Origin of the sequence: Paraburkholderia sp. J67, assembly GCF_905220265.1 — a bacterium.
Taxonomy (GTDB): Bacteria; Pseudomonadota; Gammaproteobacteria; order Burkholderiales; family Burkholderiaceae; genus Paraburkholderia.
This window is the reverse complement of record NZ_CAJMZK010000008.1, coordinates 26757-44453: the sequence shown is the minus strand read 5'-3', so window position 1 is coordinate 44453 and position 17697 is coordinate 26757. Positions and strand designations below refer to the sequence as shown.

The 17697-nt window shown below is 62.8% G+C and carries 13 protein-coding genes; 11 read left to right on the top strand and 2 right to left on the bottom strand.

Going from position 1 to position 17697, the window contains the following annotated elements; all coding sequences use genetic code 11:
• Nucleotides 1-29 precede the first annotated feature (29 nt).
• A complete protein-coding gene (locus tag U5782_RS16890) occupies nucleotides 30-830 on the bottom strand; it encodes an enoyl-CoA hydratase/isomerase family protein (RefSeq protein ID WP_322045002.1) in 801 nt (266 codons plus the stop codon).
• Between the two features lie 150 nt (nucleotides 831-980).
• Here U5782_RS16890 and U5782_RS16885 point away from each other — a divergent pair, with 150 nt between their 5' ends.
• The 7 genes from U5782_RS16885 to U5782_RS16855 all read left to right on the top strand — a co-directional run bounded on the left by U5782_RS16885 (nucleotide 981) and on the right by U5782_RS16855 (nucleotide 10253).
• Nucleotides 981-2105 (top strand): CaiB/BaiF CoA-transferase family protein, encoded by a 1125-nt coding sequence (locus U5782_RS16885; protein ID WP_322045001.1) that lies wholly within the window; start codon nucleotides 981-983, stop codon nucleotides 2103-2105.
• 93 nt (nucleotides 2106-2198) lie between these two features.
• On the top strand, nucleotides 2199-3437 hold the full coding sequence (locus U5782_RS16880; RefSeq protein ID WP_322045000.1) for a thiolase family protein: 1239 nt from the start codon (nucleotides 2199-2201) through the stop codon (nucleotides 3435-3437).
• 129 nt (nucleotides 3438-3566) lie between these two features.
• Nucleotides 3567-4313, top strand: coding sequence for an SDR family NAD(P)-dependent oxidoreductase (locus U5782_RS16875; protein ID WP_322044999.1), 747 nt, complete (start codon nucleotides 3567-3569; stop codon nucleotides 4311-4313).
• A 59-nt stretch (nucleotides 4314-4372) separates the two neighbouring features.
• Nucleotides 4373-5536 (top strand): porin, encoded by a 1164-nt coding sequence (locus U5782_RS16870; RefSeq protein WP_322044998.1) that lies wholly within the window; start codon nucleotides 4373-4375, stop codon nucleotides 5534-5536.
• A gap of 431 nt (nucleotides 5537-5967) precedes the next feature.
• Nucleotides 5968-7371 carry a DUF1254 domain-containing protein gene (locus U5782_RS16865; protein WP_322044997.1) on the top strand — a complete coding sequence of 468 codons (1404 nt, stop codon included), beginning with the start codon at nucleotides 5968-5970 and terminating at the stop codon, nucleotides 7369-7371.
• Between the two features lie 65 nt (nucleotides 7372-7436).
• Nucleotides 7437-8471, top strand: a complete 1035-nt coding sequence (locus U5782_RS16860) for a DUF1214 domain-containing protein (RefSeq protein ID WP_322044996.1) — start codon at nucleotides 7437-7439, stop codon at nucleotides 8469-8471.
• A gap of 48 nt (nucleotides 8472-8519) precedes the next feature.
• Nucleotides 8520-10253, top strand: coding sequence for an AMP-binding protein (locus U5782_RS16855; RefSeq protein ID WP_322044995.1), 1734 nt, complete (start codon nucleotides 8520-8522; stop codon nucleotides 10251-10253).
• A 111-nt stretch (nucleotides 10254-10364) separates the two neighbouring features.
• Here the strand turns inward: U5782_RS16855 and U5782_RS16850 are convergent, their stop codons facing one another.
• Complete coding sequence (locus tag U5782_RS16850) at nucleotides 10365-11375, bottom strand: DUF1254 domain-containing protein (protein WP_322044994.1); 1011 nt, start codon at nucleotides 11373-11375, stop codon at nucleotides 10365-10367.
• Nucleotides 11376-11842: 467 nt separating this feature from the next.
• On the opposite strand from U5782_RS16850, the gene U5782_RS16845 reads away from it, so the two are divergent.
• The 4 genes from U5782_RS16845 to U5782_RS16830 are packed head-to-tail and all read left to right on the top strand — an operon-like array spanning nucleotide 11843 to nucleotide 16889.
• A complete protein-coding gene (locus tag U5782_RS16845; protein ID WP_322044993.1) occupies nucleotides 11843-12211 on the top strand; it encodes a YtcA family lipoprotein in 369 nt (122 codons plus the stop codon).
• 17 nt (nucleotides 12212-12228) lie between these two features.
• Entirely contained in the window at nucleotides 12229-13275 is a 1047-nt protein-coding gene (gene mdtN, locus U5782_RS16840) for a multidrug transporter subunit MdtN (RefSeq protein WP_322044992.1), read from the top strand.
• 15 nt (nucleotides 13276-13290) lie between these two features.
• The gene (locus tag U5782_RS16835; protein ID WP_322044991.1) at nucleotides 13291-15444 is read left to right on the top strand and encodes an FUSC family protein; all 2154 of its coding nucleotides are present in this window, start codon (nucleotides 13291-13293) and stop codon (nucleotides 15442-15444) included.
• Entirely contained in the window at nucleotides 15441-16889 is a 1449-nt protein-coding gene (locus tag U5782_RS16830; protein ID WP_322044990.1) for an MdtP family multidrug efflux transporter outer membrane subunit, read from the top strand. The genes U5782_RS16835 and U5782_RS16830 overlap by 4 nt, the downstream gene beginning before the upstream one ends.
• Nucleotides 16890-17697: the final 808 nt, after the last annotated feature.

Below are 17697 nucleotides of genomic sequence, written 5' to 3'. Positions count from 1 at the left end.
CCGCCGTCGCCCCGCACCGATTGCCGGAATCAGCGCCCCGTAAAACGCGGCGCGCGCTTTTCCTGAAACGCGGCCAGTCCTTCAGCAATGTCTTCGCTGTGCTCGTGCAGCGCCGTCATGACGAGTTCCTGACGTAGCGCGACCTCCACGGGCTGCTCAAGCCCGTCGTTGACGAGGGTTTTCATACGGCTGATGCCAAGCGGACTCTTCGCGGCGATCTTCGCGACCAGCGCGTCCACGGCCTCGACAAGCCGACCATCTTCGACGACCTGATTCACCAGCCCCGCGGTTTCCATGGCTTCGGCGGCAACAAAATCGCCCGTAAACATCAGATGTTTGGCGCGCGCGGCGCCGATCCTGCGCGGCAGGCGCACCGACCCACCGCCACCCGGCAGGAGTCCGTAATTTGCGTGCGCGTCGCCAAAGCGCGCTGACTGCGTGGCAAGCACGAGATCGCAGCACAGCACGAGTTCGAGGCCGCCCGCGAGCGCCAGGCCATTGACTGCAGCGATCACCGGTCGTGGAAACCGTTCGAGACGATTGAGCAAAGCCAGCAGCGCACCGAGGAATTGCGCGGAGCCGTTTGCCTGACTCTGGGCCTGACCTTGAGTCTCGCCGCGCACGAACTTCAGATCCGCGCCCGCGCAGAATGCGCGCCCCGCCCCCGTTAGCACGATCACACGTGCATCGTCGCGCGCCAGGGCCTCGTCGAGTGCGCGCCCGACACCGGCCACCACGTCCGGTGAAATCGCATTCATGGCCGCCGGCCGGTTCAACGTGATCCACATCGCGCCGTGGCGCACCTCGGTGATAACGCTGCTGTCTTCCATGCTTTTCCTCCAGCCTATGGCCAGTCTGAATCCGTCTTGTCGCACTATGCGACATCGAATTTACTCATGCGATTTTTTATTAACTCACAAGTAGAATCGTGCGAACATACGGCCAGACCCTACCCTTGATCTGACCCAAAGGAGACAAGCATGAGCCTGCCGCTCGCCGGAATCCGCATTGTTACGATGGCCGAGCAGTACCCCGGCCCCTACGCCACGCTCGTGCTCGCCGATCTAGGCGCCGACGTGGTCATCGTGGAGCGCCCGCGCGGCGGCGATCCGGCCCGCCAGCTCGCCGATTTCCACGCGGCGCTCAACCGCGGCAAGCGATCGGTGGCGCTCGATCTCAAGCTCGACGCGGATCGCGCGGACCTGCGCAAGCTCATCGAATCGGCGGACGTGTTCATGGAGGGCTTCCGCCCGGGCACGATGGCGCGGCTCGGTTTCGGTTACGAAGACGTGAGCAGGATCAATCCGCGCGCGGTGTACGTTTCCATTACCGGCTTCGGTCAGACGGGTCCGTATCGCGACCGCCCCGCCCACGATCTGTCCTATCAGGCCATTGCCGGCCTGCTTCACCGGCAGGCGCACACTGGCCAGCCCGAACTGCCGCCCGAACTCGCCATCGGCGATCTGTCATCGGCCATGTTCGCCGTGACCGGCTGCCTGGCGGCGCTGCTCGAACGCGTGCGCACGGGGCGCGGGAAATATGTGGATGTCTCGATGACGGACGGCCTCGTCTCGTGGATGAGCGTATTCCTTGGCCCGCTGATGAACGGCGGTGAACTCGGCATGACGCAGATCAACGGGCAGCCGGCCTACGGTGTGTTCCCCTGCGCCGACGGTCGTCTCCTCACCCTGTCAGTCACGCACGAAGACTGGTTCTGGGCGCCGCTGTGCGAAGTGCTCGGACTGCCGGCGCTTGCCGCCATCGGCAGCATGGAGCGCACGGTCAGAGAGCCAGAGTTGCGCCCGCTGATTGCCGCCGCGCTCCTCAAGCGGGGGCGCGACGAATGGGGCCCGCTGCTCGACCGCGCCGGTGTGGCGTGGGGGCCGGTCAACAGCCTTGAGGAGGTGACGAAGGATCCGCACTTTCATGCGCGCGGCATGTTCCAGCGCGTCGCCGAATGCGATGGAAACGAGTCGTGGTACGTCGCCCAGCCACTCGTATTCGATGACGGAGAACATCCCGGGCCGACCGCCGGGGTTCCGGCAATCGGTCAGCATAACGAAACGATTCTCAAGTCCGACGGCAAGGTCAAAGCCCTGGGGTAAACCTAAAAACCTTCCCCGTAGACACAGTTTCTACTCATGAGTAAGCTACATACCAACCCAGTCACGGAACGGCAATCAGCGCCGGACATTTACATGAAAGACATTTATGTAGTGGGCATCGGCATGACGCCGTTTGGCCGTCTGCTCGACCAAAGCATCAAATCGCTGGTGCGCGGCGCCACGCAGGCGGCGCTCAAGGACGCGGGCATCGTGAAGGAAGCGGTCGATGCCGCCTTCTACGGCAATGCCTCGCAAGGGCACATGGACGGCCAGCACATGATCCGCGGCGAGATCGCGCTGCGCGACATGGGCATTGGCGGCATCCCCGTCGTCAACGTCGAGAATGCCTGCGCAAGCGGCAGCAGCGCCTTCGTGCTCGCCGTCAACCATCTGCTCGCGGGTGCGGGCGACGTCGCGCTCGCCATCGGTGCGGAAAAGATGTTCACGGAAGACCGGCAACGCATGTTTTCGGTGTTCGACAGCGCGCTCGACGTGTCGCGCGCCGAGGCGATTTTTGCCGAACTGCGCCAGATCGGCGAAGGGCTGCCGATCCCGCCGGGCACGACCTCGCCTAAGCCGTACAGCGTGTTCATGGACGTCTACGCGGCCTTCTGCCGGGCGCATATGAAGCGCTTCGGCACGACCCAGCGGCAGATCGCCGCCGTCGCGGCCAAGAACCATCAGCACTCGGTTCACAATCCGCTTTCGCAATACCGCAATGCGTACACGATCGAAGAGGTGCTCGCCGCCGCGCCGATCACTTATCCGTTCACGGTGCCCATGTGCTCGCCGGTCTCGGACGGCGCGGCGGCGGCCATCGTCTGCACGGGCGACGCGCTCAGGCGCCTCGACATCGACCCGCGGCGGGCGATCCGTGTGCTCGCCTCGGTCATCCAGACCGGCACCGACCGCGCGCCGTCCGATCTGGAGCAGCACGTGACCGTACGCGCGGCGCGCCGGGCCTATGAGATCGCGGGCGTCGGCCCGAAGGACGTTTCGGTGGCGGAAGTCCACGACGCGACCGCAATGGGCGAAATCGTCCAGATCGAAAACCTCGGTTTTTGCGAATTCGGCGCAGGTGGCCTGCTTTCCGAACGCGGCGACACCACGATTGGCGGACGCATTCCCGTCAATCCGTCCGGCGGGCTCGAGTCGAAGGGGCATCCGGTCGGCGCTACCGGCCTCGCCCAGATCCACGAACTCGTGACCCAGTTGCGCGGGGAAGCCGGCGCACGCCAGGTGGACGGCGCGCGCATCGCGGTAGCGGAAAACGGCGGCGGTCTTTACGGCGTGGAAGAAGCCGTGGCCTGCATCACGATCCTCGGACGCTGAACGACGCGTGGGAATTGCGCGGCAAATACCGTAAGAGTCACTGGCGATCAGTCTGATCGCCAGGCAAGCCACGACGTTTCCCGCCCCGCCATCAATCATTAGTATCACTTAACGAATGAGCAATCGAACATGAATCTGTCCGAGAAAATTGTCGTCGTAACCGGCGCGGCTTCGGGCCTCGGCCTCGCCACCTGCAAGGCACTCGCTGCCGCCGGTGCGAAAGTGGTTGGCTTCGATCTCGACCAGGCAAAGCTCGACGATGCACTGGGCCCCGACCTGCAAGGCATCGCGGTGGACGTGTCCAACGAGGCCAGCGTCAAGGCCGGCATCGAGCGCGTCGTCCGGCAACACGGCCGCCTGCATGTGGCCGTCAATTGCGCGGGCATCCTGGGCCCGTCCAAGACCCTCTCGAAGGGAGAGATCTTTCCGACCGAACTCTGGAACCGCGTGCTCGGCGTCAATCTGACCGGCACCTTCAACGTCCTTCGCCATGCGGCGCTCGCCATGAGCGCAAACGAGCCGGAGGACACCGGGGAGCGCGGCGTCATCATCAATACGGCATCGGGCGCGGCCCGCCAGGGGCAGATGGGTCAGGCCGCCTACAGCGCCAGCAAGGCGGGGGTGATCGGCATGACGCTGCCAATTGCACGCGACCTCGCCGAGCACGGCATCCGCGTAGTGTCCATCGCACCGGGACTGTTCGAATCGGGCATGTCGTCGGGCATGCCGCCCAAGGTGTCGGAAGCGATCGTCAACATGATGTTGTTCCCGCGCCGCATGGGCAAACCCACGGAGTTCGCGGCGCTGGTCCAGCACGTCGTCGAGAACGCCTATCTGAATGCCCTGACGCTCGATATCGACTGCGGCACACGCTGACGCCCGTGCATGGCCGACACCGCAGGGCAAAAAAACACAATGACCAGGAGGAGACTTGTATGCGTTTCGTGAATCAAGGCATCTGCGGCGCGACATTGATACTGGCGGCCGGCGCTGCATCGGCACAAAGCAGCGTCACGCTGTACGGTGTTGCGGACACCTTCGTGCAGTACATGAATAACGGTGGCAAAGGCTCGTTCGCCGAGCGCAGTGGCGGTTCCACTGGCTCGATGATCGGCTTCAAGGGAACGGAGGGACTGGGCGGCAAGCTGAAGGCGGTCTTCGATCTGGAGACCGGCTTCAACATCAATAACGGCGGTCTGGTCGCCGACAGTTCCGTGCTGTTCTACCGGCAGGCGTGGGTAGGCCTCAAGCATGACGACTATGGCTCGCTGACCTTCGGACGCCAGTACCAGCCGAGCTTCTGGGCCGTCTACTATGCCGAGCCGTTCCGCGGCAATGAGGTGCTCTCCCCGTTGTCGGCGTTCGATCTTGCCGCGGCGTCCGATCGCAATAGCCTGGCGACGCAATACGCGCCCGGCCGCATCAGCAACACGATCTTCTATCAGTCGCCCAACATGCGCGGCGTCAAGCTCTACGCGATGTACGGCTTTCCCACGACCTCGTCGCAGCCTATCCCCACGAAGTCCGGCAACATGCTCGACCTCGCGGTTTCGTATCAGGGCTACGGCTTGTACGCAGCACTGGCCTACCTCAAGCAGCATGGGGGACAGGAAACCGCGCAGCTCGCACCGCAACCGCTGCCGGCCACGACGTTCGACCTCGTTGGAACCGATCACTATACGGCGGCGCTCGCCTATCGCTTTGGCATCGTCAACCTGCAATTCAACTACACCTATTCGCGTCCCGCCGACATATCGCCAAACGCAATGGTGACCGTCGTACCGGGTCGCGTGACGCTACCGCTCGCCTCGATCGCGCATTCGCTCAGCTACATGGAACTCGGTGCGACGATTCAGGCAAGCGCCGCGGACGAGATCGAACTGGCGGTTCTCCAGCGCAGCGTGCGGGGGGCGCACGACAATTCGATCGGCTATGAGATCGGCGTGGACCACCACATCTCCAAGAGGACCTCGCTCTATAGCCGCGTTGGCTACATCAAGAACAACGGCACCGCAACCGTGACCTGGCCGGGGAATTCGGCGAACGGACCGGGAGCGTCGCAAACGCTGTTCGCCGTCGGGATCAGCCACCTGTTCTGATCTCGCCGGAAGTGTGCGAGCACCGCGAGCCGCAGCACGCCGCGACGGCTTGCAAACGAGACATACTGCTGACGAACGTCAAACCGACTTAGGGAAACTTATCCTGGCGCCTCGAACGTTCTCGAAGCGCCAGGTAAACTGGCCGATGAACCTGAATCCAGCATTGCGCTTGCCTGCCATTGCCAACAAGGCCACGAGCCCACGGCCACAAGGCGCCCCAGAGCGAACAGCCCAGCACAAGTCCCGTGCAACCCGCACTTGCCCTGAACAAGCCCTCTCGTTCGTCAGCGTCGGATGGGTCCATGAAGCTGAAGCGCTATGCTTCCTGGGCAGGTCAGCCAGACAGATTTTTCGGTGCACTTACTTTATGCCGTGTGCTTATGCCGAATGTGCACGACACCCCGACGACGTTTCTTTCCAGCAGGTAGAAAATGAAAATATCCATTCTGCGTTTTTGCATTGCCGCTGCGGCACTGCTCAGCTTTTCTGGACCGGGGAAGACGCAAACATTGCCCCCCGCCGAGGCCCGCAGCATTGCCCACGATGCTTACGTCTACGGCTATCCGCTCGTCGACAACTACCGCATCCAGCACTCCTATTTCGTCGACAAGACCGGTCGTGAATACAAGGCGCCGTGGAACACACTGGTCAACAACGCCCGCTTGTACACGCCCGAGGACAAGGCCATCCAGACGCCTAATTCGGATACGCCTTATTCCTATGTCGGCGCCGACCTGCGCGCGGAACCGCTCGTCATCAGCGTGCCGGAAATCGACGAGAAGCGCTGGTATTCGGTGCAGTTTGTCGATCAATACACGTTCAACTTCGCCTTCATCGGCACCCGTACCACCGGCAACGGCGCAGGCAATTTCCTGCTTGCCGGCCCGGACTGGCACGGCACGCCGCCACCGGGCATCAAGAAAGGGATCCGCTCGGAAACACAGTTTGCTTTCGTTTTCTATCGCACCCAACTGTTCAACCCGGGCGACATCGACAACGTCAAGAAGGTGCAGGCCGGCTACAAGGTCCAGACGCTGTCGCAATTCGAAGGGAAAACGCCGCCGCCTGCCGCTCCCGTCATCGATTTCATCAAGCCGCTCACGAACAAGCAGGAGCGCACGTCGCCTGAATTCTTCGACGTCCTAAACTTCGTTCTGCATTTCTGTCCGACCAATCCCACCGAAGTCGAGTTGATGAAGCGCTTCGCGAAGCTGAATATTGGTGCGGGACAATCCTTCGACTTCAAGGCATTCCCCGCCGACGTCCAGCAGGCTATCAGCGAGGGCATGGCCGACGCGTGGACGGAACTGGACGCGGTGCACAAGAAGTTCGCTCACCACGAGATCACGGCGGGCCAGATACTCGGATCGCGCGCGGCCCTGAAGAACAACTATCTCTATCGCATGGCCGGCACGGTATTCGGCATTTACGGCCAGGACCAGGAAGAAGCCGTCTACACGGGCTACATCCTCGGTGGCGACGGCAAGCCGCTCAACGGTGGCTCGCACGACTATGTCCTGCGATTCGCGAAGGAGCAACTGCCGCCGGTCAACGCCTTCTGGTCAGTCACGCTGTACGAGATGCCGGCGAGCCTGCTATACGCCAATCCGTTGAACCGTTATCTCATCAATTCGCCGATGCTGCCGTCGTTGAAGCGTGACGCCGACGGCGGGCTGAGCATTTACATCCAGACCGAATCCCCCGGGAAGGACAAGGAATCGAACTGGCTCCCGGCACCGCAGGGGCAGTTCTCCGTGGCTGTGCGCCTCTATGCGCCCAAGCCAGCAGCATACGACGGAGACTGGAAGCTTCCGCCACTCGAACAGGTGCGTTAAAGCTCAAGCGCGAGTCTCACCACGCAGTTGTCGTGCCGATCACCCCCTTAACCTGAGATCCAAGCATGAAAACGAGGATGAAATCGACGGGCGCCGCTCTGGCATTTGTGTTTCTGGCCACCAGCCACGCGCATGCTCAAACCGCTGCGCCTCAGGCGACGGCCGTGACGGTCGACAACTTCGCGAGGGCCGAGTCCGACAAGTACTTTGCGGCGTATGTCAAGCAAGGCAAGTTTGGCAAACTCGTGCATAGCCGCAACGTCGCGCGCATTGGCGAGGCCGGCGTCCCCCGGCCGAATCGCGACACGTTGTACTCGCTAGGCGTATTCGACCTCGACGCCGCGCCGTTGAGCGTCACGCTGCCCGACGCAAAGCGATTCATGGAATTGCAGGTGATCAACCAGGACCACTATGTGCCGAAAGTCGTCAGCGCGCCGGGAACGTTCACGTTCACGCGGCAGTCGGTAGGAACCCGCTACGCGATCCTGGCTGTACGCACCCTGGTGGATCCGTCCGATCCCAAGGATCTCGAACGGGTTCACCAGTTACAGGACGCCATCCAGGTGAACCAGGCCAGCGTCGGACAATTCGAGACGCAGGCATGGGATGGCGAGAGCCGGAAAAAGATTCACGACGCGTTGCTCGTCCTCGGCTCGACGCTACCGGATTTCCGCCACGCGTTCGGCACCGCGGCGGAAGTCGACCCGGTTCGCCATCTCATCGCCACCGCCGCGGCGTGGGGTGGCATTCCCGACAAGGATGCGATCTATCTCAACGTGACGCCGCCGCGCAACGACGGCTCGACTCGCTACCGGCTCACGGTCAAGGACGTGCCGGTCGACGGTTTCTGGTCGGTCACCGTCTATAACGGCGAGGGGCATTTCCAGCTCAACCCCTACGATGCCTATTCGATCAATAACATCACGGCAAAGAAAAGCGATGACGGTTCCATCGCGATCCAGTTCGGCGGCTGCGACGGCACGACCTCGAACTGCCTGCCTGTCATGAACGGCTGGAACTACACCGTCCGGCTCTATCGGCCGCGCGAGGAGATCGTCAAGGCCACGTGGACGTTCCCGGAGGCGCAAATCGTGCAATGAGTCCTGACGTGGGGCTTGAAGCAAGCATCATGAAAAACGACGGCATCCATGTTTGCGGAGCGCCGGAAAAAGGGCAAAAAAACGCAGCCCTATGAGGAGACAAGATTGAATTTACCTTCCGTTGACGCGCTGCCGCTGCAACAGCTCTATCACCACGAGCGCACTCGTCCTGACACGATCTGGCTGACGCAACCCTCGGGCGACAGCGTGACTCACTACACGTGGCGCGACGCGGCGTCGCAAGCCCGGCGCATGGCAGCCTGGATCTCGCAACAGGGATGGCCGGCCGGATCGCGCATCGCAATTCTCGGCAAGAACAGTGCGCACTGGATCATCGCCGACCTGGCCATCTGGATGGCGGGTCATGTCACGGTCCCACTTTTTCCCGCCAACACCGGTGAGAACGCCGGCCAGATCCTTGCGCATTCGCGTGCCGTCGCGTGCTTCGTCGGCCGCCTCGACGACTGGGCGCGCTTCGAGCCGGCACTCCCGGCCAGGCTCACCCGCATCGCCCTGCCCCTCGCGCCCGCGATCGAGGCGCTGCAATGGGATGAGATCATGGCGACCACCGCGCCCATGGAAGGCGAACGCACACGCTCCGCCGACGATCTCGCCACCATCGTCTATACATCGGGCACGACGGGCGTAGCCAAAGGTGTGATGCACAGCTTCGCGACGCTGACGGCGGCCGTCTCCATGATCAGCACGCGCATTCGCTATTGCGACGTGGATCGCATGCTGTCCTATCTGCCTCTTGCACATCTCGCCGAACGCGTGCTCGTCGAACTCGGCTCCCTGTGGGGCGGCTCGCGCGTCTACTTCGGCGACACACTTGCTACCTTTGGCGCCGATTTGCGCCGTGCGCAGCCGACCATCTTCATTTCCGTCCCGCGTCTATGGGCGAAATTTCAGGAAGGCGTGAGCGCGAAGATCGCGCCGGCCGAACTGGAGCGCCTGTTGGCCACGCCCGAAGCCGGTGAGAAGGTTAAAAAGGAGATCCTGGAAGGTCTCGGGCTCGCCGAGGTTCGTTTCGCTGTGTCCGGAACGGCTCCCATCCTGCCGGAATTGCTGCGCTGGTATAACCGCCTGGGCCTGCTGATCACCGAAGGCTACGGAATGTCCGAAAACGCCGCCGCATCGCATTCGACGCTTCCAGGCGAGTTCTATCCAGGCACGGTGGGCAAGCCTTATCCACAACTGGACGTGCGTCTGGATCCGGCAACCGGCGAAGTGCAGATGCGGGGGCCTTCGCTCATGCTCGGCTATTTCGAGGCCCCGGAACTCACCCGCGCCGCCTATACCCACGATGGCTGGTTTCGTACCGGCGACAAGGCCGAACTCGACACCCACGGCAACCTGAAGATCGTGGGCCGGGTGAAAGACAATTTCAAAACAACCAAGGGCAAGTATGTTGCGCCTGCACCGATCGAGAATCGCTTGTTGACGCATCCCGCACTGGAGAACTGCCTTGTGGCCGGCGCGATGCTGCATCAACCGCTGGCGCTCGCGGTGCTCACTGAAACGGCGCTCAACGGATCGCGCCACGCTGGCGGACGCGATGCCCTGGCGCAGTCGCTCGCCGCGCACCTGGAGCAGATCAACGCCAGTCTCGATCCGCACGAAAGACTTCAGTGCATCGTTATCTGCGAAACACCGTGGTCCGTCGAGAACGGTGCGCTTACACCAACCTTGAAAGTCAAGCGTAGCCGGGTGGAGGAACTGCTTGCACCGCGCTTCGAGGAGTGGTCGAGGCTGGGCCGCCCCGTGATCTGGAATACGTAGATCAGACCGCCCGCGGTACACAGGTACGCACGGGGCGAGTCGAGGGAACTCGCTGCCGTGCTTTCCGCGCATCTTTCATCTGATGCCGCTACCGGTCACCGCACCGCTCAATCAGTCTTTCGGCTGAGCCTCGGGAAATTTCCAGGTGCCGTTGAGAATCGACTCATGCGGACGATAGAGGCGAACCCAGTAATTCCAGCCCGGCGTGATCGGCAAGCAATTCGCCACATGGCTATCGCAGCCACCGAACTGGATATCGACCGCACCGCCCGCACTTTTCTTCGCAGTCACGTTATTGAGCGAGTATGCGCCTAGCGTGTTCTTCTGGAAGTAGCCGTCGCGATCGTAGACGCTGATCGACCAGAAACCATCCACGGGCACGTCCTTCACGTTGAGTCGGTATATCGTCTTGCCGTCATTGCGCGCCGGCACGACGGCAATATAGGTTGCATCCTTCGGAGCATTCCCGCCCCAACCCGTCGCTGTGCCGATCAGATGACGGATCGGATCGACCGCGCCCTTTGGACCAAACATCCCTTCCGTGTCGCCGATGGTGGACCCAAGCACCAACAAGGCGTCGCGAACCTTCTTCTCACTGACCTTGTCCCAGTTGGGCACTTCGAAGGTACCGCGGCTATGCTGCGTGACCTTGACGGCATCCTGCAGCGCGTGCGCCTTCGCAAGATCTTTCGGATCATCCGGATTGACGAAGGTACGCAGCCCCAGCATCACATAGCGGGTTCCCACCTTGTCCTTCGAGTACGTATAAGCACCCGGCGCATACACGGTCTCGATCGAATACTGGTCTTCGTTGAGGACCATCATGGACATGAACCGCCCATGCGTGTCAGGCAGCGTCACCGTCACCGGCCCCGCGTCCAGATCGAAAACGCCCGATGAATAAGCCGTATCCCGATTGGCGCGGATTACGGTCTGCTTGTCGATCGGCATGACATCGCGATGATGAAAAATCATGCCCACGCCACCGGACTCCTTGACGCTCTCGGCGAAATACAGGTCGGATTCCGCGCGATTGAAGTTATCGGCCGTGACCGGCACGACGGGCTTCGGCGACGTCTCGGCCTGCGCAGCCGACGATGCAATCGCGGCAATGAAGAGCATGCCTAATTTTCTTTTCACGTTTCGCTTCATTTTGTGTTTCCTCGCATAGCGACGAATATGATTTCAGAGTCCCAAGCAGGCGGCATTATCCGGATCCTGTTGATCGGCACCTTGCTTGCGCGCAGGATATCGCGCACTTTCAATGCATTTATTCCGGGCCGATGGGCCGCTACGTGACTTACCGCCACGATAGAAGTTGTGAGGAAGAGGAGTGAAGTCACCGCCAGAACGTGCTCACTTTTCTGGAGACTTCACCGCTCGCAATCAAGCGAGAGCTCATTTGTTTGCGGTACGTCTAGGTTTTTGTCGTCGCCGGAACCGCTTTGTGAAATTCTCCTTAACATAGCGGAAACCTGATTTGGCTACGCATACCAGTCCGCGCAGCAAACGCTATTCGCGCGGATTCGCGCCACATACCGCCCGCCTCGACCACCCTACGCAGTCCGACTCGCGCAGCTTCTTTATCCATGAGATTCCTCACTATCAAGCACGCCGAACGATTATTCCGACTCAATAAACCAGACGGCTTTCAACCCATCGGCAATCCGGCAGGCGCATGGCTTGTGCGCCGACGCAGCGCCGCCGCGCGCGTACTCTCCACCCTGTCATTGACCGCGCTGGCTGGCTGCTCGGCGTCGCCATCCATCAGCGTGTTGGGGGCTTTTTTCCCCGACTGGATGTTCAGCCTGGTGGGCGGTCTGTTGCTAACCCTGATCGTGCACGGCGTGCTGGTCCACCTGCAACGCGAACGCCTGTTAGGTCCGCCCCTCATCGTCAATTCGGCATTGATCACGCTGTTCTCGCTGCTCGTCTGGCTGTTCATCTTCAACTCCTGAAATCTCGGATCGACCTCATGGCTAGCAAGCCGAATCCCATTGCCAGCCGGATCGTCCCGGCACTCCTCGTGCTCGTCACGCTCCTCGTGCTGGTCTACGTACTCTGGAAGCTGGACGCCTCGCCACGCACCGACGACGCCTATGCCTACGCCGATTCGGTCGACGTCGTATCGGAAGTGAACGGCCGCATCGTCGGGATGGCGGTGCGCGACAGTCAGGCCGTCAAGCAGGGCGACATCCTGTTCCAGGTCGATCCGCGCCCTTACGACGACGAACTCGCACGTGCACGGGCGTCATTGGCCGCACTCGATACCCAGATCGCGATGATGCAGCGAACGGTCAAGGCCCAGCAGTACGGCGCCGACTCCGCACGCGCCGCCGTTTCGCGCGCGCAGGCCGCCGCCGCACAATCGATCCAGACGCTCAAACGCACCGAACCGTTGCTCTCCAAAGGTTACGTCTCCGCTGAGGAGGTCGACCGCGCCCGCACGGCCCAGCGTTCTGCCGAAGCGGAACTGGAGGCCGCGCGCATGCAGGCACAGCAGGCGTCGGCCGCCGTGACCGGCGTCGACGCCCTGGTCGCCCAGCGCGAGGTCGCGCTCGCCGATATCGCCCTGGCCGAATACCGCAAGGACATGACGACGGTGCGCGCCCCGTTCGACGGACGCGTGGTGTCGCTGAAGACGAAAGCCGGCCAGTTCGCGTCTCCGCTCAAACCCGTCTTCACGTTGATCGACACGCGCAACTGGTTCATCGTCGCCAATTTCCGCGAAACGGAACTCGGCCGCATTCGCGCCGGTACGCCCGCCGCCGTCTATCTGATGGCCGACACGGGGCAGATATTTCGCGGTCACGTCGACTCGATCGGCTATGGCGTGCTGCCGGACGACGGCGGCCTCGTGCTCGAAGGCTTGCCGCGCATCCAGCGCAGCCTGAACTGGGTGCGCGTGGCCCAACGCTTCCCGGTCAAGATCCGCGTGGATGCACCGAACCCCGACCTGTTCCGCGTCGGCGCCTCGGCCGTGGTCAGGCTCGAACCCGGCACCGCGAAGTCTTCGCATTGAGTCAGGACGCTGCGCATGACTACTCCGCTTGCAGACCGCACCTTGACCCGGCTGCGCGCGCTCGCCGCGGAACTGGCGCCCTTCCCCGGCCGCGGCCAGTTCGCGTTGCGCCTGACGCTCGCTTCGGCCATTGCCATCATCATCGGCGAAACGCTCCAGATTCCGTACACCGTGATGGCGCTGGTCGCCATCTTCTTCACGGTCCAGGCCAACGTCGCCATGACGCGCGTGATCTTCGCCGCGCTCACCATCGCGGACACGATCGCCGTTGTCCTGTTAGTCATCCTGCTGAACTTCACCTACGACTATCCGCTGTTGCGCATCGTCACCTCGGCGGTGCTGTTCTTCAGTTTCATGTTCTGCGTTCGCGTGTCGAAGGCGGGCGCGATCCTGCTCGGCCCGGCGCTGGTGATTCTCTACGCCCAGTCGTTCGCCGACCTCACCGGGCAAGCCGAATACCTCGTGAAGCAGGTGTTGTGGTCCATCGCGGCCATCACCTATGGCAGCGTCATTGCGCTGCTCGTGAATACGCTCTTTCCTTCGGCCAATCCGCTGCGTCAGCTGCGGGACGAAACGCATCGGCAGCTCGGGCGGGCGATCGAGCGTCTGCGCCGGCTCGCGGCCGGCGAGCTTGCCGCCGCACCGTTGTCCGTGCAGGCGCTACAAAGACAATCGACCACGTTGCAGAACCTGATTCCCTTCGCGAGCATGGGCAATGCGAAGGACGCCACGGCACGCCTGTATCTGCAATCCTGCGTGGCCGCCGTGTCGCACGTCGAGCGCGTCTGCAATACCCTGCCCGCCACGCTGCCTGATTCCTCTCCCGCCCTGCGCAGCGCGCTGCAAGGCTTGCAGGAAGCGTTGCTGGCACTCGACGCGGCGATCACCCACGGGACACCCTTTCAGCTCGCCTGGGCGCCGGCGCCGCAGGAGCGCGCGGCCCTGCAAACACTGTCGCAGGCCGAGGATCTCTATCACACCCTGCAAGCGCTCGGTCACTTCGACAATGCAGGCGTGACCGAACGAGAGCCTGCGCCCGTCAAGGAACCGCTGGTCGCACCCGACGCCCTGACCAATCCGGCTTACGTGCGTTTCGCGCTGAAGGTGCTCATCTGCGGCTTGTCAGGCTACTTCGTCTTCAATGTCCTTCAATGGCCCGGCATCCACACGATTCTGATCACGAGCGGCATGGTCGCATTGCCGGGACTCGGCACATCGGTGCGGCAAATGACGTTGCGGTTTTACGGCGCGCTCGCGGGCAGCCTCTGCGCCCTGCTGGTCTTTCTCCTCGTCATGCCTCGCATCGATACGATCTTCGGCCTCTTGCTCGCGATGATCCCGGTCATCGGCCTGGGCGCCTGGGTAGCCGCAGGTTCTGAACGCCTCGCCTACATCGGCACACAGGGAGCGGCAACCTTCTCGCTGGCGCTGCTCGAGCATTTCGGACCCAGCACGGACCTCACCGAAATACGCGATCGCATGGTCGGCATCATGCTGGGCGTCGGTATCTGTTGGCTCGTCTACTCGTTTCTGTGGCCCGAAAGCGAAGGCGGCAACGCCCGCAGCAAACTCGCCTCGCTGATGCAGGCGATCGCGGCGCTCGTGCGCGCGCCGGTGCGTCGCAACGATCCGATGGCGCAGCTGGCCTACGACCGGCAGAACATGCTGTGCTGGTCAACACTGAACGATTGCACCATGCAGGTCGAGCGCGTGCGTTACGAGCGTCAGTTCAGGCGCGGCGCGCTGGCAAAGCTGGTCGAGCAGGCCGACACTCTCCTCGCCGCCAGCCGCGATCTGCTCGTGGCCCAGGACCTGGTCCGTGCGCAGACGCTGGCAAGCGGCCTGCCAGACGGGCGGCCCAACGTCGGCGCGGCCATCGCCACCGATGCGGCCGTCGAGCGCCTGAAGGACGAAACCGCCAACCTGATCGAACTCTACGCACAACGCATTGCCCAGCACGGCGAGCCACCCTTGCGGGAACAGGCGCAGTTGAGCACTCAGGCCCGGCAAACCGTAGAACCCGCTGCGGCGGCGCTGGTCGCGCACATGCAGCGCCTCGCGCTTCACGCGGCGGCGCTTCCTGGCTGGGACACCAACGACGCCAACCCGACCGAAACAGACGGCCTTCGCACTGAAACCCGCAACACACCCAAGCGCATCACGAAATGAACAAGACACCTGTCATCGCGGCGGCCTGCCTCGCAGCCCTGCTGCAAGGCTGTGCGCTGATGCACCACGACACGCCCCCCGTCGCCCAGCTCGCCCCCGAACAAATCCAGTTGGCAAGCGACATCCACCTCGCTCGCGACGGCTGGCCGGACGCCCAATGGTGGAAACGTTATGGCGACCCGCAACTCGACATGCTGATCGAGCGCGCGCTCAAGGACTCGCCGACGTTTGCCGCGGCGCAGGCCCGCGTGACCCAGTCGGGCTCCCAGGTCGAACTCCTCAAGGCGGGTTCCAATCTCCAGGTGTCGGCGCTCGGCTTTCTCAATCGGCAGCGTGCTTCGGCAGATGGTTTTCTCGGTCCCTACGCGCTGAATTACCCCAAGCTGGGCTTGACGGGACCGTGGTACACCGAAGGCACGATCGGCCTGTTTGCCGACCTCAGCATCGACCTCTGGGGCCGCCAGCGATCGCTGGTCGAGGCGGCCATCGGCGCGAAGAATGCGCGTACCGCCGAAGCCTCGGCCGTTGAGCTCGAACTCTCCACGGGCGTCGCCCAGCTCTATTTCAGCATGCAGGCCAGCTACGCCTTGCTGGACCTGTTGCAACAGTCGCGTACGGTATTGGCGTACGCCGCCGAAGCGCATCAGGGCAAACGCAAAACCGGGCTCGAAGCCGAAGTTTCGCTACGTGGCGCACGCGGGCAATTGTTGGCGGTGGACCGCCAGATCGCCTCGACCAAAGGCCAGATTACCCAGACGCGCGAAACGCTGCGCGCGCTGCTCGGCGCCGGCGCCGACGGCTTGCCTGACATCGTCGCGACGCCGCTGCCCCAGGCCGCTACCGGCCTACCCCACGAACTGTCCTACCAGTTGCTTGCGCGCCGCCCGGATCTGCAAGCCATGCGCTGGTACGTTCAATCCTCGTTCAGCGAAATCGATGCGGCCAAGGCCGCGTTCTATCCGAGCATCGACATCAAGGCGTTCTTCGGCCTCGACACGATTCAGCTCAGCAAACTGTTTCGCAGCGCCAGCCAGCAGATCAACCTGATCCCGGGCCTGTATCTGCCGATCTTCGACGGTGGGCGCCTCAACGCGAATCTGCATGGCGCACGCGCTGCGAGCAACATCCTCATCGATCAATACAACCAGGCGGTGCTGGACGCGGTGCGTGACGTAGCAGTGAGCGGCAATCGCCTGCAAACGCTCGACGAGGAGCGCCAGTTGCAAAGCCAGAAGGTGGAGGCGGCGCGCTTCGCGCTGGATGCCGCCGACGCGGCCTACGCGCAAGGGCTGGCGAGTCGCGTCATCGCCGAAGCGGCGCGCCTGCCGTTGATCGCGGAACAAACCGCGTTGCTGCTGATCGACGGCGCGCGGATGAGCCAGGACGTCGCCCTGACCAAAGCGCTGGGCGGCGGTTTCAACGCGCAGGATGCCACGCAGCAGTGAGTTGAGCGCGGGCCATCCAGGGCCCGCGCTTTTGAATCCCGCTTTTGGATCCGGTTGTGGGCGTCTCTCCGACCAGATCGGCTGAAGATACTCAACGGAGAAAGGGACGGTAAGAATCAGGGAAATCCGAAATGCAGAGAAAAAATGCTTCGGACATAACCACCGTGCAAGGGTTGATACGCCCTTTCGCAGCGAGGCGCTCAAGGGCGACGCTTCGATCAACTCGGCGTTCGAGAATCCAGACAAACCTCCCCCTTGTCATCATCCTGAAACGCTCGGCGGGCCTTATATACGAAGACAACAAGAACGCGCGCTGACGCCAGCGGCTGCGCGCATTGGGCGCCAGCCATCGCGCCGTTTCTTCGATTATTTGTCGCATATGGACTCATCCGCGATTCCGAACCGCCCCCAGCCCGCGTCGACTGCCGGTCGACCCACGCGGCCGCGCCATGCCAGCGCCGCCGCCATCGCAAACCGCCCCGTCATGAAGCACGTGATCTCCCACGCCGCCAGCACCCGGCGGCCGATCGGGTCACGCGCACCATCATCGAGCATGGCGCCCCGCGCCCTCTACCGCTCACCGCCGGATTACGCCTCGATTTAGTGCCTCGTACGCGCTGAGCATCCGCGCGAGCCCCGCTTTCGATGCGTCACGCATCGTGCACAGCGGGCGCCGCGCCGGTGTGCACGCAAAACGCGCTGCACAGCATCACTTAGAGCGCATCGGCACGGAAGTTGCATTGCACCATTTAGCCCGATCACCCGGCGTAGCAGAAGCTGCGGCGTGCGTGCCGGCCGCGTCCTCGCG